The following is a 16,041-nucleotide window of genomic DNA, read 5'->3' on the forward strand; positions in this document are numbered from 1 at the left end:
ATGTGTGACGGTTGTCATGAGAGCAAGGTTCCAGCCGACATTGAAAGCCAGTTGGGCGCGATTGCCATGCGCGTTTACACCAGCATGCTGTCACCTTTGCACACCTCTGCGCCCGGATTGTTCTCATGGCCGGGGGCTATCATCGCGTCATGAATGCCGCTTCTGCCATGCAGGGAACGCTGGTCCGCTGGGGTCGGAGCGTGCGCACATCCGTGTTTGCCTGGTGGCATGTGCTGCTGCTGGGTGCGCAGATTCTGGTGTTGTCGCTCACGCCTTCGAGCTATCGGCGTGGCGCGCACCGTCTGGCCGTGTTGCGCAACCTGTACATGGCCACGGCACCGCTGCTGACCTGGTTCATGGTGCTCTCGGCCCTGATCAGCATCGTGCTGATTCGCATCGTGGTGGCCACGGCCTACAGCTACGGGCTCACGCAGTACGCGATCGAGGTGCTGGTGCGCACGCTGGTGTTGGAACTCATCCCGCTCTATGCTGCCATGTTCGTGGCGCTGCGCTTTGCCATGCCAGGCGCACAACGGGTGCGCAAGCAACTGGCCGATCAGCAGCGACAGGGGGTCGAATGGGAACACCGGGAGTTGCTGCGTATCGAACTGCTGCCGCGCGCGCTGGGCAGCATGTTCTCTGTGCCGATGTTGGCTGCCCTGAGCTGCGTGGTGGCGCTGGTGCTGACCTATCTCACCCTCTACGGCTTTTCACCTTGGGGCTTCCCTGCCTACACGCGCAGCGTGGGCCAAGTGTTCACCCCCGCTGTATCGCTCATCTTTTGTTTGAAGACATTTTTCTTCAGCCTGGCCGTGGCCGTGGTGCCGCTGGCCGGCAGCGCCCAGCGCGATACGGAAGGCCGGTACAGTCGGCGCAGCGATATTTCCGAGTTCGCCCGCTTGTTCTCCGTGCTGTTGCTGATCGAGGTGGTGTCCCTGCTCGGCAACTACTATTGATTGAGCGACCTAGAACCCCCTGCCAATGAACGCTCCTCAGAACCCGCCATCCGACGCGCCGCGGAGCGACGCGCCCTCCATCAGAAACCTGGAAATCAAGGCTGCGCTGCTGATGCTGCTGATGGTGTTGCTGCTGGTGGGATCGGCCGCCTACGTGCTGTACGCCCGTGGCGTGTTTGAGAGCACCCAGCGGCTGGTGCTCATCGCGGACGATTCCGAAGGCGTGGTGGTGGGCATGGACATCACCTTTGCCGGGTTCGCGATCGGTCGCGTGGCACGCATTGAACTTGGTGACGACGGCAATGCGCGCATTCTGGTCGATGTGCCCCAAAAGGATGCCAAGTGGCTGCGAACCTCCAGCATCTTCACCATGGAGCGGGGGCTGGTGGGCGGTACCCGTATCCGCGCCTACAGCGGCCTGCTTGACGATCCGCCGCTGGAAGACGGTGCCGAGCGCACGGTGCTGCGCGGCGACACCGCTGCAGAGATCCCGAAGTTGATGGCGTCGGTGCGTGAGTTGCTGGACAACCTGACTGCGCTGACGGCATCTGAGGCGGCTTTGTCGGCCAGCCTGGCCAACGTGCAGGCCCTCACCGAACAGCTCAAGGGTCCGCAGGGATTGTTGGGCACGGTCATGGGCAGCGAAGAAGATGCGAAGAAGCTGATCACGACCATTGATCGGACCAACGCCCTGCTCGCGCGCGCCGATGCACTGGCTGTGCGCCTGGACAGCCTGGTGGCCAATGCCGACCGCCAGGTATTTGGACAGGGCGAAGGCCCAGGTGGGGTGGCACAGGGAGGCTTGGTGAGCGACGCACGCACCACTGTGCAGGCGCTCAACAAGTTGCTGGACGACGCCCGAACCAGTCTGAAAAAGGTGGACGCCTTGCTGGTGGAGGCGCAGGGCATTGCCAGCAACACCCGCGAGGCCACCACCGATCTGGGTGCACTGCGCGGCGAGGTCGAATCCAGCCTGCGTCAGGTCGACTCGCTCATCAACGACATCAATCGCCGATGGCCCTTCGCCCGAGACACGGAGATCAAACTGCCATGAAGAGGACCACCCCCGTTGCTTGCTCGCTGCGCGTAGCCGCATCCCCCCTCAAGGGGGCGATACCAGTGGCCCGGCGGAGCCGGTTCCACGGTATCTCTGGAACAAGGCATTTCGCTCCGGATGCTTTTCTGGCAGTGCTGTGCTGGAGCAGACTCGCTCGCTGGAGCGTTGTTGTCATGGGTTTGGCGCTGGCCGCCTGCAGCAACACCCCTCAACCGCCCCAGTGGCAAATGAATGCCAAGGGCAGTGCCGAGCGGGCGACCGAGGCCTGGTTGAGTGGGGAAACGCGGGTGGAGGCGGCTGAATTTGCGCGGGCGCGTTCGGAGGTGACCAGAACGGGCCGGCCTGAGCTGGTCGCCCGCCTGGAACTGCTTCGCTGCGCTGCTCGTGTGGCGTCGCTCGACTTCGTTCCCTGCGATGGTTTCGAGGTTGTCGCAGGGGATGCGGATGCGCCGGAGCGGGCCTACGCTCGCTACCTGAGCGGGGCGATTGAGGCGGGTGATGCGGCGCTGCTGCCTGAACCGCACCGTGCGCTGGTGGTTGCCGCTGCCCCCGATGCGGCCCTGGCTGCGATCCAGGATCCCCTGTCACGTCTGGTGGCAGCGGGTGCGCTGATGCGCAGCGGGCGCGCCACACCGGGCGTGATTGCGCAGGCGGTGGAAACGGCGTCTGCGCGAGGCTGGCGGCGGCCTTTGCTGGCCTGGTTGAAGGTGCAGCAGCAGCGGGCGGAAGCCGCTGGTGATAGCGCCGCGGCGGCCAGCCTGCAGCGGCGCATCGATCTGGTGCTGTCGGCCGGCGGCTGATTGACCGTTCAGCGCATCGGGATGGTCTGTGCAGCGGGCAGCGCCACGGCCGTGATGCTGTTTTGCGGTGAGCCTTCAATGACCCGGTCGGAGTAGGTCAGGTACACCAGGGTGTTGCGCGTCTTGTCCACCATGCGCACCACCCGCAGCTTCTTGAACACCAGCGAGATGCGCTCGGTGAACACTTCTTCCTGCTGGCGCAGCGGCTCACCCGTGAAGGAGACCGGGCCGACTTGCGTGCATTCGATGCTGGCTTCGGATTTGTCTTCGGCCAGGCCCAGCCCGCCCTTGATGCCGCCTGTCTTGGCGCGCGAAACATAGCAGGTCACGCCCTTGACCTTGGGGTCATCAAAGGCGTCGACGACGATCTTGTGGTCGGGTCCCAGCAGCTTGAAGACCGTGTCGACCTCACCAATGGATTGGGCGCTAACCGCTGAGGCTGCCATCAACAGGCTCAGCGAGAGAGGAAAAGCGAAGCGTTTCATGTGAACCCCGGAAGCTTCAGAATTGAACAACGGTCTCCATCATGCACCCGCCAGCGGTCTGAGAACGCCGAGCGCCAAGGGCAGACTCAACATGCCCAGCAGCGTGGACAAAGTGACCAGCCCGGCCACATATGGGCCGTTGTAGCCCATGCGCGCGGCCAGCACGTAACAGCTGGAGGCGGTGGGCACGGCCGAGAACATCAGCAGGATGGTGATCTGGGTCGGGTCCAGCCGGAACAGCAGCGACAGGCCCAGCGCCATCAGGGGCATGCCCAGGTGCTTGACCGACAGCACCAGGGCCCCCAGGGTCTTGGCACTGGCCAGCATGCCGAACTGCATGCCCGCGCCAGCGGCCATCAGGCCCAGGGCCAGCGACGCCTGACCGATGCGGTTGACCGTGGGCTCCAGCCACACGGGCATGGAGAAACCCAGCAGATTGGCGGTGAGACCCGTGACGGTGCCGATGATCAGGGGGTTGCGCAGCAGCTCGCGCAGGAAGCCCCGGTTGGCGTGGCGGGCCATGGGCCAGACCGCGCCCACGTTGAACAGTGGCACGCAAACGCCGATCAGCACGGCGATCATCAGCAGGCCTTGTGGTCCTGCAACTTTTTCGGCCAAGGCCAGCGCGATGAAGGAGTTGAACCGGAAGCCCACCTGTGCGCTGGCAGCGTGCAGGCGTACGTCCAGCCGTTTGCCGATCCAGGGCCAGTGAGGCAGCGAATATGAAAGAGCAATGGCGCACACGCCCAGCGAAAGGCCGGCGCCCATCAGGCTGGAGGCTGCACCCAGGTCCAGCGGACTTTTCACGATGCTGTGGAACAGCAGCACCGGGAACAGGAAGAAATACACCAGGCTCTCGACCTGTTCCCACACCTTGCGGTTGAGCGCCGTGAAGCGGCACACCAGGTAGCCGCAGAGGATGAGGGAAAAGTCGGGGAATAGGAGTTGGGCGAAGTTCACCGGGTGAGCATAACGGGGCGGCGTATGCCCCTCAGAAGAAGGTCATCAGGGTGCCTGGCAAGCTGTGAGCAGCGTCACACCGCCATCGGACGGCAGCCAGTGCGACAGCGGCCAGCAGGTGCCGTTCATGCACAACTCGTAATCCGGAACGAACTCGGAGCGGCTCAGGCGCAGCGCCAAAGGGAAACGCTGCGTGGGTTTGTATTGGAACCACCCGTTCTGGAGCACCGCATCAGGCGGTGGCTCCATGCCGGCGGCAGAACCTTTGACTCTCGCTTCGGTCGCGTGCAGCACGGGCAGGGCACCGGGCGTGGATGGCCTGAGCACGGCGTAGTCTTCTTCCCAGCGCACCTTTTCAATGGAGTGGGTCCAGGCCAGCGTGAAGTGATCAGTGGCCACGAAGGCGGGCGCGTGGCCGGGCGTGGGGCCCATGGCCACCAGCACCAGACACACGCCCAAGCCTGCCACCTGACGGCCTGCTTTTCAGCGCGCTGTGCTGAGCGTGCGCTGCTGACGGGTGCGCCAGTAGTGCCATGCCACGAACACGGCCACCGCTCCCAGTCCGATCTCATCGGTCAGAGGCAACGCCACCACCAGGAAGCTGGCCGAGACCACAGCCACGACGCGTTCCACCACGTTCAGGCGGCCAAACAGGTAGCCAATGGCACCGGCGCCCCACATGCTGATGGCCACCAGGGCCTTGAACACGACCCAGAGCGTGTCCATCCAGTCGCCCGACTGCAGCATGAGTGCCGGGCTGTAGACCGCCATGAAGGGCACGATGAAACCGGCAATGGCCACGCGGATGGCCTGCATGCTGATCTTGAGCCCGGTTTCTCGCGCAATCGGCGCTGCAGCAAAACACGCCAGCGCCACCGGCGGAGTCAGGTCGGCCATGATGCCGAAATAGAACACGAACATGTGCGAGACGATCAGCGGAACGCCCAGTTCCAGCAGCACCGGCGCGGCCAGCGAGCTCGTGATGATGTAGTTCGGGATGGTGGGGATGCCCATGCCCAGGATCAGGCAGGTGAACATGGTGAGCAGTAGCGCCAGGAACAGGCTTTCCCGACCGACCGCAATGATGTAGCCACCGAGCTCTGCGGCCACACCGGTGAGGTTGATCACGCCGATGATCACACCCACCAGCGCACAGGCGATGGCGACCGGCAGCGCATGGCGAGCGCCTTCAACGAGCGCGCGCACCGCCAGTTGGCGCGCATCGCCACCCACCTTGCGAACGAAGGTGATCGTCAACAGCACCGCCGTGATCACGAAGAAGGTGATCACGCCGAATTCAATGAAGCCTGCACAGGCCAGACCCAGCAGCACCCAGAACAGACCACGCAGCGCATTGCCCTTGACGCCGGTCATGACCGCCGCACCGAAGATGAGAATGATGGTCAGTGCCAGGCCCACGGTGCCGGAGAACAGTGGTGTGTAGCCCGAGAACAGCAGCGCCACCAGGCCGGCCAGCGGAATCAGCAGGTACCAGCGCTCACGCACGGCGGTCCACGGGTTGGGGCAGTCTTCCTTGGCCAGGCCGGTCAGGTTCTTGCGGCCGGCTTCCAGATGCACCATCCAGAACGCGGTCACGAAGTAGAGGATGGCTGGAATGACGGCCGCCTGCACGATGGACAGGTAGGGCACGTTGATGGTCTCGGCCATGATGAACGCTACCGCGCCCATCACGGGCGGCATGATCTGCCCGCCCATGCTGGAAGTGGCTTCCACGCCGCCTGCAAACGCGGGGCTGTAGCCGAAGCGTTTCATGAGCGGGATGGTGAACTGGCCGGTGGTGACCACGTTGGCCACGCCCGAGCCGTTGATGGTGCCCATCAGGCCGGATGAAATCACCGACACCTTGGCCGGCCCGCCGCGCGTGTGGCCCACGGTGCCCATGGCGAAGTCGTTGAACAGGCGGATCATGCCTGCCTGTTCAAGGAAGGCGCCGAACAGAATGAACAGAAAGATGTAGGTCGACGACACGTAGGTCGGGGTGCCGTAGATGCCTTCGAGTCCCATGCCAAGCTGCCCCACGATCTGGTCGAGGCCGTAACCGCGGTGCGCGAGGTTTCCGGGCAGGTGCTGGCCGAACACGGCGTAGACCAGGAAGATCAGGCAGATCAGCGGCAGTCCCCAGCCCATCACGCGCCGCGCGGCTTCAAACACCAGCGCCACGGCAATCACGCCCACCACCCAGTCGGCCTGGGTGAGCTCACCGGCGCGCAGGGTCAGGTCGGCTTCAAAGACCAACTGGTACAGGCCGGTGGCAAAGCCGATCCCGCCAAGCAGCCAGCCCAGCGTGCGCCAGCCCATGTGGCGCCCACCCATGGGTGGGAAGAGGGCAAAGATCATGAGCAGCACAAAACCCACGTGCAGCGCACGGATCACCTGGCTGGAAAACGGGTGAAAAGCCGCCATCCAGATCTGGAAGGCGGAGAAAAGGATGGCCACCCAGAAGATGGCGCCAGTGAGCTCGCTGGGGTGCTCGTCCGGTGTGCCGGTGGGGGCGCTGCTCGGGGTGTTGTCTCTGCTTTTTTCGTTCATGGAAACCTCGGGTCTGGGAAGGGAAGCGGTCCAGCTTAGGGCCGCTTCCCGTGCGCCGGGGAGTGGCGCCTGAGTCTCTCAGGGGGCGTTCATCGCCCCCTGGTTTCAGCGTGCCATCACTTGATGAGGCCCACTTCCTTGTAATAGCGCTCGGCGCCCGGGTGCAGGGGGACGGGCATGCCCTTGATGGCGTTGTCGCGCTTGATGGACTTGGCCGCGTTGTGGGCGGCGTACAGCGTGTCGATGTTGTCGTACATGGCCTTGGCCATGCGGTAGGCCACATCGTCGGAGACGCCACTGTGGGTGACCAGGAAGTTGGGGATGGCCGCAGTGGGGATGTCCACGGTCTGGCCGGTGTAGGTGTTGGCCGGAATGACGGCGGGCTGGTAGGCCGGGTCACCGACCTTGGTCACCACGTCGGCAGGCACGGAGACCACCACGATCTTGACCGCGGTGGAGAGGTCGCGGATGGAGGCCACGCCCAAACCGGCGGACTGCAGGGTGGCGTCGAGCTGGCGGTTCTTCATGAGCTCGACCGACTCGCCAAAGGGCAGGTACTCGACCTTGGCCAGATCGCCGTAGCTCAGGCCAGCGGCCTTCAGAATGGCGCGAGCGTTGAGCTCGGTGCCCGACTTGGCCGCGCCCACCGAGACGCGCTTGCCCTTGAGGTCGGCCAGGGTCTTGATGCCGGAGTCTTCGCTGGCGACGATCTGGATGTAGTTGTTGTAGGTGGCGGAGAGGCCGCGCAGCTTGTCGAGCTTGTTGGCGAAGCCGGCTTCGGCATTGCCTTTCCAGGCGTCGGAGAGGGCATCGGCCAGGGTCAGGGCGAGCTCACCGCGACCGGCCTGCAGGAGGTTGAGGTTCTCGGCCGAGGCGCGGGTGACCTGGGCGGTGGAGCGCACGTTGGGGATGTCTTTGGCAAAGATCTGGGAGAGGGCCACACCCAGCGGGTAGTAGACGCCACTCTGGCCACCCGTGAGCACGTTGATGAACTGCTGTTGCTGGGCCACGGCCGTGCCGGTGATCAGGGCGGCGCTTGAGGCGACCACCAGGGCGCAAGCGGTCGTGAAGGCTCGTAATTTTTTCATGTTGTCTCCAGTTGAGGGTTGATGCAACCTCGCCACCGTCGGTCGCGGGGTCGTGTTCCTGTGAGCAACTTGCTTGCCAACTTCTGGCTTCGCCCAAGTGCTTGATTTTGTTACGAAAGGGAGCTTCGCGTGTGCGGCTATCCAGAATCGCTGAAGCGGTGTTGTGCGGATATCCGCACAGCGGTGTCGGTTTGCCTTGTTCATCGGTAATCGGCCGGATCGATCGCGTGCCGCGCCAGCTTGTCGTACAGCGTCTTGCGCGGTACCTGCAGGTGTTCCGCCGCTGCGGCCACGCTGCCCTGGCAGTTCGTCAGGGCATGCACCAGCAACTGCCGTTCAAAGCCATCCACCTGCTGGCTCAGCGACGATGCAACCGGCCCCGCCTCGGCGGGAACGTGCGCTTCCGGCTCCAGGCCCAGGCACAGTCGGTCGGCCACATTGCGCAGTTCGCGCACGTTGCCAGGCCAGGGGTGCGCCATCCATTGCGCCATCTGGGGGGGTGAGAGCTGAGGGGGTTCGGTCTGGTAGCGCTCAGCCGACAGGCGCAGGCAGTGCGCCATGAGCAGGGGAATGTCGTCGCGCCGTTCGCGCAAGGGTGGCAGCTCGATGCTGGCCACATGCAGGCGGTAGTAGAGATCGGCGCGGAACTGACCGGCATCCGACAACGCTTTGAGATCTTCCTTCGCTGCTGCAACAAAGCGGCAATCGATGCGGTGGCTTTGATTACCGCCGAGGCGTTCGATGGCGCGTTCCTGCAGCACCCGCAGCAGCTTCACCTGCTGTGTCATGGGCAGGCTTTCGATCTCGTCGAGAAACACTGTGCCGCCCCTGGCGTATTCGAGCTTGCCCACGCGCCTGCGCGACGCACCGGTGAAGGCGCCGGCTTCGTGGCCGAACATTTCGCTCTCGAAGATCGACTCGGGCAGCGCACCGCAGTTGACCGCCACAAAAGGGCCGGTGCGTCCCGACGCTTCGTGGATGGCCCGGGCCACCACCTCCTTGCCGGTGCCGGTTTCACCGCGCACGAGCACGTCGACCTGCGTGGGTGCCAGCGCCGCAATGCGCCGCTGCGCCTCGATCATGCCGGGTGTCTGGCCCACCAGGCCGTGTTCATGCCGGGAAGCCACCAAGGCCTGCAGGCGGCGGTTGTCGAGCACCAGGCGCCGTTTTTCCAGGGCGCGGCGCATCACGTCGACCAACCGCTCGGAAGAAAACGGCTTCTCAAGAAAGTCGTAGGCCCCCAGATGCATGGCTTCCACCGCCATGCGGATGTCGCCGTGCCCCGTCATGAGGATCACCGGCACTTCGGCGTCGAGCGCGCGCACACGCTTGAGCAGCTCGAATCCGTCTTCGTCCGGCAGGCAGACGTCGCTCAGCACGGCGGCCGGGCATTCGCGGGCGCAGAGCTGCAGGGCGGCCTCGACCGTGGTGGCCTGGGCCACCGGAATGTCTGCGAGCTGAAACGCCTGTACGGCGCCCAGCATCACGGTCGGATCGTCTTCAATCAACAGGACTTGCATGGGGATGAGGCGTGGTGGGTGCGGGTTGCAGGATCAGGTCGAACCTTGCACCGGGATGGGTGTTGGTGGCATTGATGCGTCCGCCCATTTCACGAACGATGGCCTTGGACAATGCCAGGCCCAGGCCCAGCCCTTTGCCGCTGGGTTTGGTGGTGAAAAAGGGTTCGAACAGGTGTTGCTGCACGTCGGGGCTGAGGCCGGGTCCGCGATCCTGTACCGAGACGCAAACATGGCCATCTTCGGTGTCTTGCACGCGAATTTCGATCTCTTTTTCGCGCTGTGCCTCCATGGCATCGATGCCATTGCGCAGCAGATTCACCAGCACCTGCTCCAGACGGATCGGGTCGCCCATCACCTGCCGATCGATGTCGTCGCTGACGATGCGCGTGCCGGTGGCATGCCGCATGGGCTCGATCAGCATCAGTGAACTGCCGATCACATGTTTGAGCGAAACCGGTTGCAAGCGCGCCGGCTCCTTGCGTGCAAAGGCCTTGAGTTCGCCCACGATGCTGCCCATGCGCGTGCACAGCTCACCGATGAGGCGAAGGTTGTTGCCCGCATTGCCGGCGTCCTGCCGCTCCAGGAATTTGCTGGCGTTGTCGGCGAGTGTGCGCAGTGCCGTCAAGGGTTGCGAAATCTCGTGGCTGATGCCGGCGGCCATCTGGCCCAGCAGGGCGAGCTTGCCGGTCTGCACCGCCGCGTCGTTGGCGGCGGTGAGCTCAGCGGTGCGGGTGGCGATGCGTTGCTCCAGCTCGGCCACCACCTGTGCGCGTTCACGCATGGAGGCCTGGCGCTCGGCCATGCGGCGCCGGTACTGCCACACCAGTGCCATGAGCAGCAGCAACAGGGTCAGCGCCATGCCGACCAGCTCGGCCGCGAGCAGCCCGCGGGCACGCGGCTTGGCCGGGTCGGAGAACAGCAGCAGTTGCCAGCCAAAGCGGTCGAGGGCGTGCCCCTGAACCAGGTAGGGCACACCGCCGACCTTCATGGCCTGAACCTGAGGCCCCGGGGCGGTGCCCACACGTTCGATCAGCTTGTCAGGCGTCAGGTTGCCGTATTGCAAGGTCTCGTGCAATTGAGTCAACACGGAAGTCGCCAGCGGGTAGAGGCTGCGGTAGCGCCATGCATGTTCGGTGGTCAGGAAAAGCACGCCTTTTTCGTCCGCGAGCGCCAGTTGCAGACCTTCGGCGCGCCACTTGTCTTCGAAGGCGTTCAGGTCGATCTTGACCGCAACGACGCCGATGACCCGGGACGCGGCCAGGATCGGTGCGGCGATGAAGAAGCCCGGTTCACCGGTGGTGGCGCCCACCGCATAGAACCTGCCGGTACCGCCTTTGAGCGCATCCTGGAAGTAGGGGCGGAAGCGGTAATTGCGTCCGACGAAGCTGGCCGGCGTGTCCCAGTTGCTGGCGGCCAGGGTCTGGCCCTCGGTGTCCATCAGGTACACCGCCGCCACGTCGGTGCGCTTCTGGGCGAACACCAGGTAGCGGTTGGCGTTGGCAATGCGGGCAGAGTCGTCGGGCGATTGCAGGGCCTGCGTCAGCATCTGTTCTGCGCCCACCAGGTAGGGCAGGTGCTCGAATTTTTCTACTGAAACAAGCAGGTCGCGCCCAAGGCGCTGGATCGCCGCATTGCCCTCTGCCCCCGCTTCGCGCAAGGCTACCTGATGGAACCAGACGAAGGCGAGCCACACCGTCACCATCAGCAGGACGATGATCGATGCGAGGCCCAGCCAGGGGCGCCTCATGGGCCGGCGGGACCATGGTGCCTGTTCAGGAGGTGACGGTAGCGCGATGGATGGCATAGGGCTTGGATGGACCCAAAAAAAAGACGGCCCCTAGCAGAAGCTGGAGGCCGCTTGCCGATCGGCAGATCGGGCTCGACAGGCGCCTCGCGAGAGGCAGGCCGGAGGCGTTTATTTGACCAGTCCGATTTCCTTGTAGTAGCGCTCGGCGCCCGGGTGCAGGGGGACGGGCATGCCCTTGATGGCGTTGTCGCGCTTGATGGACTTGGCCGCGTTGTGGGCGGCGTACAGCGTGTCGATGTTGTCGTACATGGCCTTGGCCATGCGGTAGGCCACATCGTCGGAGACGCCACTGTGGGTGACCAGGAAGTTGGGGATGGCCGCAGTGGGGATGTCCACGGTCTGGCCGGTGTAGGTGTTGGCCGGAATGACGGCGGGCTGGTAGGCCGGGTCACCGACCTTGGTCACCACGTCGGCAGGCACGGAGACCACCACGATCTTGACCGCGGTGGAGAGGTCGCGGATGGAGGCCACGCCCAAACCGGCGGACTGCAGGGTGGCGTCGAGCTGGCGGTTCTTCATGAGCTCGACCGACTCGCCAAAGGGCAGGTACTCGACCTTGGCCAGATCGCCGTAGCTCAGGCCAGCGGCCTTCAGAATGGCGCGAGCGTTGAGCTCGGTGCCCGACTTGGCCGCGCCCACCGAGACGCGCTTGCCCTTGAGGTCGGCCAGGGTCTTGATGCCGGAGTCTTCGCTGGCGACGATCTGGATGTAGTTGTTGTAGGTGGCGGAGAGGCCGCGCAGCTTGTCGAGCTTGTTGGCGAAGCCGGCTTCGGCATTGCCTTTCCAGGCGTCGGAGAGGGCATCGGCCAGGGTCAGGGCGAGCTCACCGCGACCGGCCTGCAGGAGGTTGAGGTTCTCGGCCGAGGCGCGGGTGACCTGGGCGGTGGAGCGCACGTTGGGGATGTCTTTGGCAAAGATCTGGGAGAGGGCCACACCCAGCGGGTAGTAGACGCCACTCTGGCCACCCGTGAGCACGTTGATGAACTGCTGTTGCTGGGCCACGGCCGCGCCCGATGCAATGGCGGCTGCCACGCTGAGTCCCAGACCGATTTTGTGAATCCAACGCATGGACGAGTCTCCTGTTTTGGTGATGAGGGCAAAAGGGCAGAATAACCCAATTCAATTCCAGGGCACACCCGGTAAATGCGTACCCCGGGGGGCGGGTTTTCCCCCATCCGCACAGGCCCTGCCAGCCCTTTTCGAGCCGGGTATTTTTGTTTCCTTGAACGCGGCCAAGCATGCCTTCTCACGAATCCAAGCCACCGTCCTCTCCGGTTCCCGGTCCCGAGTCCCTGCGCAGCCAGGCGAGCGCCGAGGCCTTTGTGGACGCGTTGTGGCTGGAAGAGGGTTTGTCGCGCAATACGCTGGATGCCTACCGCCGCGACCTGGTGCTGCTGGGGCAGTGGCTGGGTGGGCAAGGCAAGGCGCTCATGGAGGCCACAGAGGCCGATCTGAACGGTTACTTCGCGGATCGCCATGCCCAGACCCGCGCCACCACCGCGAACCGGCGTCTCACGGTGTTCAAGCGCTACTTTCTCTGGGCGCTGCGCGAACGCTTGCTGAGCAAGGATCCCACGCTTCGCCTGAGTGCCGCCCGCCAGCCCATGCGCGTGCCGAAGACGCTGTCGGAAGCGCAGGTGGAGGCCTTGCTGAACGCGCCGGACACCGGCACGCCGCTGGGCCTGCGTGACCGGGCCATGCTGGAGCTGATGTACGCGAGTGGCCTCCGGGTGAGCGAACTCGTCACGCTAAAGAACTGGCATGTGGGCATGAACGAGCACGTGTTGCGCATCACTGGTAAAGGCAACAAGGAGCGCCTGGTGCCGTTCGGCCAGATCGCGGGCCAGTGGCTTCAGCGGTACATGGGCCAGGGGCGGGGTGAGATCCTGGGTGGTTTGCAGAGCGAAGACTTGTTCGTGACCGCACGCGGTTCGCGCGCGGGCGAGGCCATGAGCCGGGTGATGTTCTGGTCGCTGGTGAAGAAATACGCGCTGCAGGCCGGCATCACCGTGCCGCTGTCGCCTCACACCCTGCGCCATGCGTTCGCCACGCACCTGCTCAATCACGGGGCCGATCTGCGCGCCGTGCAGATGCTGCTGGGGCATGCCGACATTTCCACCACCACTATCTACACCCACGTGGCGCGCGAACGCCTCAAGGCCATCGTGGCGCAGCACCACCCCAGGGGATAAAAAGGCTCAGTTCCGTGCAGCCGCCAGCAGCCGCTCGCGCCGCGCGGCGTATTCGTCCCGCGCGTCATCGATCTCGCGCAACACGCCCTCCATGTCCACTCGCTGCTGCTTCTGCTCGAAACGGCCGGTCAACACTGTGTCGGTGGACAGCAGGCCGCTCTGGTACAGCGACCAGATTTCGGGCCCGTAGCGGGTGTGCAGCAGCTCAGGTGCAAAGCGCCCGAAAAAGTCGCGCAGGTTGTTCACATCGCGCAGCAGCATGCGCTGGGCGTGGTTGTTGCCGGCGGCATCCACTGCCTGAGGCAGGTCGATGATCACCGGCACGTGGGTCACGCCCGGCTCATCCGAATGCGCCAGCAAGATGTTGAATTCCGACAAGTCGCCGTGGATGACCCCTGCGCACAGCATGCGCACCACTTCGCTGATCAGCGAAGTGTGGTGGGCTCTGGCGGCCTCGGGTGTGAAGACCACGTCGTTCAGGCGTGGCGCTGCGTCGCCTTCGGCGTCACTGACCAGTTCCATCAGCAGCACGCCATCCAGAAAGGTGTAGGGCTGTGGCACGCGCACGCCCGCCGCTGCCAGGCGGTAGAGCGCGTCCACCTCAGCGCTCTGCCAGGCCGCTTCCTGGGCTTCACGGCCGAAGCGGGTACCCTTGGCCATGGCGCGCGCCTGCCGCGTGTTCTTCACCTTGCGGTTTTCGGTGTAGTCCACCGCCTGCCGGAAGCTGCGGTTGTGTGCTTCCTTGTAGATCTTGGCGCAGCGGGTTTCGTTGCCGCAGCGCACCACGTACACCGTGGCTTCCTTGCCGCTCATGAGCTGGCGCACCACGGTGTCGATCAGGCCCTCGTCAATCAGGGTTTGCAGTCTGGGTGGTGCTTTCATGCGGGAGATTCTGCGCCAGGGCGCGTTGCGACATTGCTGGCGCAGTTTTTCACAGTGGCTTCAGGACCAGGCCAATCACCAGTCCCTGATCGCTCACGGTGATGCTGCCCGGCTGCATGTTGAGTGCATCGGCCATGGCCAGATCTTTCGGACTCAGTTGGTGCACCACCACCTCCATCAAGGACTGTTCGGCCAGCATGGGCGCATAGGTGTTGAGCAGGTCTACCACGCTGGGCTGCAGGGTGGGAAAGCGCAGGCGATTGAAGCGCAACTGGTGCGCGCGCACGCTGCGGTCGCTGGCCTCGTAGCGCAGCGCGAAATTCAGGTCGAAGGTACCGCGATGGGTGCGATTCAGTGCAGGTCCGGCAGCGATCACCTCCATGTCGGCACCCAGGCGGTTCTGATCGGGCAATAGCCGCAGGCGCGGCACCTGCACGTCCAGATTCAGCAGCCCTGGCACGGGGTAACGCAGCGGAAAGCGCCGCGCCACCGATTGTTGAAGCAAGGCTTCGGGCACGGTGTAGCCGGACGGGGAGGACACTTCAGCGTCTTGCGAACCGGCCCAGCCCGGCGCACTCCATGCCATGGCGCCAAGCGAAGCTGCAAACAATCGGCGATGCATTCAATGTGCTTTCGTTGGCATGCAGGAGGGCACCGGATGCCTTACTTGTAGAACACCTCGACCTTGCCCTTGAGCACGATCATCAAGGGCTGCCCTTTGCGATCCAGTGTCTTGCCAGCCGGTACCTTGACCCAGCGTTCGCTGATGCAGTACTCGGCCACGTCGAAGCGTTCGTTGTCGTTGAAGCGGATGCCGATGTCGTGTTCGAACACAGCAGCCACATGGTGCGGGCTGCGCGGATCGATGGACAGGCGGTCGGGCAGGGGAGGTTGGGTGGGTTTCAGGGTGTCGCTCATGGCGCCATTGTCGGTGAGTTCGGGTGTGGAATTTACCCGCCGAGCCCGGCGAACACGTTCTGCACGTCTTCGTTGGCGTCCAGCGCCGCAAGAAAGCTTTCCACCTCCTCCAGTTGTTCGGCACTCAGGCTGGCAGGGTCGACCGGGTTTTTGGGACGGTAACCCAGTTTGGAAGACAGCACGGTAAAGCCTTGTGCGGGCAGCGCCTTGCTCACCAGGTCCAGATCGGCCGGATCCGTCAGGAAAAGCGTGACGCCGTCTTCGTCGGAGGCCTCAAAATCCTGCGCTCCTGCTTCAATCGCGGCCAGCTCGGGGTCGGTCTCGGGTTTTTGCGTTTCGGCCTCGATCAGGCCCACGTGGTCAAAGTCCCAAGCCACCGAACCCGAAGTGCCCAACTGCCCCTTGCGGAACAGCACACGCATCTCCGAGGCCGCGCGGTTCACGTTGTCGGTCAGGCACTCCACCATCACCGGCACCCGGTGTGGGGCGAAGCCTTCGTACATCACATGCTCGAAGTGCACCGCTTCGCCCGTGAGGCCTGCCCCTTTCTTGATGGCACGGTCCAGCGTGTCCTTGGGCATGGACACCTTGCGTGCCTGCTCCACCACCAGCCGCAGCCGCGAATTCGCCGCCGGATCGGCCCCGTGACGCGCGGCGATCATGATGTCCTTGGCCAGTTTGCCGAACAGCCGGCCCTTGGCGTTGGCGGCGAGGTCTTTGTGTTTGGCTTTCCATTGCGCGCCCATGGCGTGTTCCTTCAGGTTGATTGGCTCGGCCGGCCTGCATCATGCAGCGGTCCGAGACAGGGCTTTCAGTTTTTTACGAG

Annotated in this window: 16 protein-coding genes; 4 read left to right on the forward strand and 12 right to left on the reverse strand. The window is 64.3% G+C overall.

Annotated elements, in window-relative coordinates; translation table 11 throughout:
- Positions 1–149: 149 nt before the first annotated feature.
- From J2W49_RS05170 to J2W49_RS05180, 3 genes are all read left to right on the forward strand, one after another.
- On the forward strand, positions 150–956 hold the full coding sequence (locus J2W49_RS05170; protein WP_310312511.1) for an MlaE family ABC transporter permease: 807 nt from the start codon (positions 150–152) through the stop codon (positions 954–956).
- Positions 957–981: 25 nt separating this feature from the next.
- Entirely contained in the window at positions 982–2,010 is a 1,029-nt protein-coding gene (locus J2W49_RS05175) for an MlaD family protein (protein WP_310312514.1), read from the forward strand.
- A gap of 176 nt (positions 2,011–2,186) precedes the next feature.
- Positions 2,187–2,813, forward strand: coding sequence for a hypothetical protein (locus J2W49_RS05180; protein ID WP_310312518.1), 627 nt, complete (start codon positions 2,187–2,189; stop codon positions 2,811–2,813).
- An 8-nt stretch (positions 2,814–2,821) separates the two neighbouring features.
- Here the strand turns inward: J2W49_RS05180 and J2W49_RS05185 are convergent, their stop codons facing one another.
- From J2W49_RS05185 to J2W49_RS05220, 8 genes are all read right to left on the reverse strand, one after another.
- Entirely contained in the window at positions 2,822–3,298 is a 477-nt protein-coding gene (locus tag J2W49_RS05185) for a CreA family protein (protein ID WP_310312520.1), read from the reverse strand.
- Positions 3,299–3,337: 39 nt separating this feature from the next.
- A complete protein-coding gene (locus J2W49_RS05190) occupies positions 3,338–4,258 on the reverse strand; it encodes an AEC family transporter (protein ID WP_310312522.1) in 921 nt (306 codons plus the stop codon).
- A gap of 45 nt (positions 4,259–4,303) precedes the next feature.
- Entirely contained in the window at positions 4,304–4,726 is a 423-nt protein-coding gene (locus tag J2W49_RS05195) for a DUF1850 domain-containing protein (protein WP_310312523.1), read from the reverse strand.
- 15 nt (positions 4,727–4,741) lie between these two features.
- Positions 4,742–6,808, reverse strand: a complete 2,067-nt coding sequence (locus tag J2W49_RS05200) for a TRAP transporter permease (protein ID WP_310312525.1) — start codon at positions 6,806–6,808, stop codon at positions 4,742–4,744.
- 116 nt (positions 6,809–6,924) lie between these two features.
- Positions 6,925–7,896: a TAXI family TRAP transporter solute-binding subunit gene (locus J2W49_RS05205; protein ID WP_310312528.1), complete on the reverse strand. Its 972-nt coding sequence runs from the start codon at positions 7,894–7,896 to the stop codon at positions 6,925–6,927.
- A gap of 200 nt (positions 7,897–8,096) precedes the next feature.
- On the reverse strand, positions 8,097–9,416 hold the full coding sequence (locus J2W49_RS05210) for a sigma-54-dependent transcriptional regulator (RefSeq protein WP_310312532.1): 1,320 nt from the start codon (positions 9,414–9,416) through the stop codon (positions 8,097–8,099).
- Positions 9,397–11,163 carry a sensor histidine kinase gene (locus tag J2W49_RS05215; protein WP_310312534.1) on the reverse strand — a complete coding sequence of 589 codons (1,767 nt, stop codon included), beginning with the start codon at positions 11,161–11,163 and terminating at the stop codon, positions 9,397–9,399. Before J2W49_RS05215 ends, J2W49_RS05210 begins: the two co-directional genes overlap by 20 nt.
- 168 nt (positions 11,164–11,331) lie before the next feature.
- Positions 11,332–12,291 carry a TAXI family TRAP transporter solute-binding subunit gene (locus J2W49_RS05220; RefSeq protein WP_310312537.1) on the reverse strand — a complete coding sequence of 320 codons (960 nt, stop codon included), beginning with the start codon at positions 12,289–12,291 and terminating at the stop codon, positions 11,332–11,334.
- A 170-nt stretch (positions 12,292–12,461) separates the two neighbouring features.
- On the opposite strand from J2W49_RS05220, the gene xerD reads away from it, so the two are divergent.
- Positions 12,462–13,415: a site-specific tyrosine recombinase XerD gene (xerD, locus tag J2W49_RS05225; RefSeq protein WP_310312539.1), complete on the forward strand. Its 954-nt coding sequence runs from the start codon at positions 12,462–12,464 to the stop codon at positions 13,413–13,415.
- Positions 13,416–13,421: 6 nt separating this feature from the next.
- On the opposite strand, the gene J2W49_RS05230 is transcribed toward xerD, so the two are convergent.
- From J2W49_RS05230 to J2W49_RS05245, 4 genes are read right to left on the reverse strand one after another with little or no spacing between them, the layout of a single operon-like run.
- Positions 13,422–14,297, reverse strand: coding sequence for a PA4780 family RIO1-like protein kinase (locus J2W49_RS05230; protein WP_310312541.1), 876 nt, complete (start codon positions 14,295–14,297; stop codon positions 13,422–13,424).
- Positions 14,298–14,346: 49 nt separating this feature from the next.
- Positions 14,347–14,919 carry a DUF1439 domain-containing protein gene (locus J2W49_RS05235; RefSeq protein ID WP_310312544.1) on the reverse strand — a complete coding sequence of 191 codons (573 nt, stop codon included), beginning with the start codon at positions 14,917–14,919 and terminating at the stop codon, positions 14,347–14,349.
- A 41-nt stretch (positions 14,920–14,960) separates the two neighbouring features.
- Positions 14,961–15,215: a DUF3297 family protein gene (locus J2W49_RS05240; RefSeq protein ID WP_304913384.1), complete on the reverse strand. Its 255-nt coding sequence runs from the start codon at positions 15,213–15,215 to the stop codon at positions 14,961–14,963.
- A 32-nt stretch (positions 15,216–15,247) separates the two neighbouring features.
- Positions 15,248–15,961 carry a YebC/PmpR family DNA-binding transcriptional regulator gene (locus tag J2W49_RS05245; RefSeq protein ID WP_310312548.1) on the reverse strand — a complete coding sequence of 238 codons (714 nt, stop codon included), beginning with the start codon at positions 15,959–15,961 and terminating at the stop codon, positions 15,248–15,250.
- Positions 15,962–16,041: the final 80 nt, after the last annotated feature.

Origin of the sequence: Hydrogenophaga palleronii (assembly GCF_031457455.1) — a bacterium.
GTDB classification, from domain to species: Bacteria; Pseudomonadota; Gammaproteobacteria; order Burkholderiales; family Burkholderiaceae_C; genus Hydrogenophaga; species Hydrogenophaga palleronii_A.

What these genes read in the sequence shown, in the direction of transcription:
- J2W49_RS05170 (WP_310312511.1), top strand. Translation starts at nt 150, where the DNA reads ATGAATGCCGCTTCTGCCATGCAGGGAACGCTGGTCCGCTGGGGTCGG.
- J2W49_RS05175 (WP_310312514.1), top strand. Translation starts at nt 982, where the DNA reads ATGAACGCTCCTCAGAACCCGCCATCCGACGCGCCGCGGAGCGACGCG.
- J2W49_RS05180 (WP_310312518.1), top strand. Translation starts at nt 2,187, where the DNA reads ATGGGTTTGGCGCTGGCCGCCTGCAGCAACACCCCTCAACCGCCCCAG.
- J2W49_RS05185 (WP_310312520.1), bottom strand. Translation starts at nt 3,298, where the DNA reads ATGAAACGCTTCGCTTTTCCTCTCTCGCTGAGCCTGTTGATGGCAGCC.
- J2W49_RS05200 (WP_310312525.1), bottom strand. Translation starts at nt 6,808, where the DNA reads ATGAACGAAAAAAGCAGAGACAACACCCCGAGCAGCGCCCCCACCGGC.
- J2W49_RS05205 (WP_310312528.1), bottom strand. Translation starts at nt 7,896, where the DNA reads ATGAAAAAATTACGAGCCTTCACGACCGCTTGCGCCCTGGTGGTCGCC.
- J2W49_RS05210 (WP_310312532.1), bottom strand. Translation starts at nt 9,416, where the DNA reads ATGCAAGTCCTGTTGATTGAAGACGATCCGACCGTGATGCTGGGCGCC.
- J2W49_RS05215 (WP_310312534.1), bottom strand. Translation starts at nt 11,163, where the DNA reads ATGAGGCGCCCCTGGCTGGGCCTCGCATCGATCATCGTCCTGCTGATG.
- J2W49_RS05220 (WP_310312537.1), bottom strand. Translation starts at nt 12,291, where the DNA reads ATGCGTTGGATTCACAAAATCGGTCTGGGACTCAGCGTGGCAGCCGCC.
- xerD (WP_310312539.1), top strand. Translation starts at nt 12,462, where the DNA reads ATGCCTTCTCACGAATCCAAGCCACCGTCCTCTCCGGTTCCCGGTCCC.
- J2W49_RS05230 (WP_310312541.1), bottom strand. Translation starts at nt 14,297, where the DNA reads ATGAAAGCACCACCCAGACTGCAAACCCTGATTGACGAGGGCCTGATC.
- J2W49_RS05235 (WP_310312544.1), bottom strand. Translation starts at nt 14,919, where the DNA reads ATGCATCGCCGATTGTTTGCAGCTTCGCTTGGCGCCATGGCATGGAGT.
- J2W49_RS05240 (WP_304913384.1), bottom strand. Translation starts at nt 15,215, where the DNA reads ATGAGCGACACCCTGAAACCCACCCAACCTCCCCTGCCCGACCGCCTG.
- J2W49_RS05245 (WP_310312548.1), bottom strand. Translation starts at nt 15,961, where the DNA reads ATGGGCGCGCAATGGAAAGCCAAACACAAAGACCTCGCCGCCAACGCC.